Below are 1,650 nucleotides of genomic sequence, written 5' to 3'. Positions count from 1 at the left end.
CCTGGTTGTGGTCCAGGACGTCGCGGGTTCGAGTCCCGTCAGCCACCCGGATGTTATGTCTCGGGACATCGTTCATACGGTGTCCCGAGATTTTTTATGCTTTGGGGTTTTGATGTGTCGGGTCATCGTTCCGTTTTTTGGGCGGATGTGTTGGGTCATGGTTCCGTTTTTTGGGCTGGTAGTTTTTGGTGGGGTCGATGGTGTATTCGCCGATGATTTCTCCGGTGGTTTTGTTGATGGCTAGGGCTTGGGGGCCGTTGACGAGCAGGATGATGCGTTGTCTGTTGTGGGCGTGGCCGATGCCGAGGTGGCGTATTTTTCCGGCGTAGCGCAGGGTGATTTTGCCGTGGTTGTCTACCCGGTCGTATCGCACTCGCTAGTGGGTGTTGTTAAGTGTGATGGTGGGTTGGTCTTTGGGGGTGGCGGTGTAGGCCTGGTGGGGTGTGCGCCTGTTGATGGCTCGGTGTTTTCGTTGGGTGTTGTAGATGGTTTGGAAGTCTTGGAGTTGTTGTTGTAGGTCTTGGTGGGTTTGGGCTGGTGGTTGGGCTTTGAGCCATGTTTTAAGGGTGCGGTGAAAGCGCTCGATTTTGCCTTGGGTGGTGGGGTGGTTGGGGCGGCCGTTTTTCTGTTCTATGCTCAGGTCGGCCAGGAGTTGTTCGAAGGGGTTGGGTTGGTTGTTGGTGGCGCGCCCGCCGGCTAGGCGTGTGGTGTAAACGAAACCGTTATCGGTAAGGGTTGCTGCTGGTAGTCCGTGTGTGTCGGTGGCTTTAAGGAAGGTGTTAACCACGATGCTTGCGGTGATTGTGGGGTGAACACTGATGTGGGTGAGGTAGCGGGAGTGGTCATCGAGCCAGGAGATGATTTCGGTGTCGGTGCCATCGGCTAGAGGCCAGTGTGTGAAGTCTGATTGCCACAGGCTGTTGGGGGCGGGTGCTTGGAAACGTTGCCATGAGGAGCGGGGCCGTTTTTGTGGTTGGGGTTGGATTTTCCCATTTGTTTTCAAGATCCGGAAGATGGTGCTAGTTGAGGGGCGGTTGTCTTTTGGTAGCAGGTCATAGATTGTTTCGGCTCCAGCATCTAGGCCGTCTCGAAGGAGTTGATCGCGTAGCTCCAAGATGGTTTCGCGTAGTTCTTGTGGTGTCTGGTTGGGGTTGGTCAGTGGGCGTTTGGAATGTGGATGGAGCGCTTCAAGCCCGCCGGTGCGGAAGCGTTTAAGCAAGGTTCTAATCCAGCGAGTACTGATGCCAAAATGTGTCGCTGCGTCTTTGACACTCATTCCACCGTCAGTGATTGCTAGCACGATAGCTCTGTTGCGTGTGTAAGTCATACTCCAGCATGCCGGTTACTACCTGCTTTATGGGGAACAATGTCGTGACACATAGGTGAAGGATGTCGTGACACATCCGCGGAAGGATGTCTTAAGACATCAGCGGACTAGTTGAGGTGAACAGGGGTGAACGATGTCCTGAAACCACACACCCCATCCTCCGCAAATTGTTATATCTCGGGACATCGTTCATACGGTGTTCCGAGATTTTTGGGCTATAGTACATTTGGTGTGGTTCTTGGGCTTTGATGTGTCGGGGCATCGTTCCGGTTTTGAGTTGGTAGTTTTTGATAGCAGGTCATAGATGGTTTCGACCCCAGTAT

At 53.6% G+C, this 1,650-nt stretch carries 2 protein-coding genes; both read right to left on the bottom strand.

All coding sequences use genetic code 11. The annotated features are described in order from the left end of the window. Positions 1-94 precede the first annotated feature (94 nt). A complete protein-coding gene (locus tag HMPREF1627_RS10545; protein ID WP_198030443.1) occupies positions 95-373 on the bottom strand; it encodes a hypothetical protein in 279 nt (92 codons plus the stop codon). Positions 374-376: 3 nt separating this feature from the next. Beyond that, a complete protein-coding gene (locus tag HMPREF1627_RS02120; RefSeq protein ID WP_267958467.1) occupies positions 377-1,327 on the bottom strand; it encodes an IS481 family transposase in 951 nt (316 codons plus the stop codon). Between the last annotated feature and the right edge of the window lie 323 nt (positions 1,328-1,650).

Source organism: Actinomyces sp. S6-Spd3, from assembly GCF_000758755.1.
GTDB lineage: Bacteria > Actinomycetota > Actinomycetes > Actinomycetales > Actinomycetaceae > Pauljensenia.
This window is presented reverse-complemented; position numbering and strand designations above follow the sequence as displayed.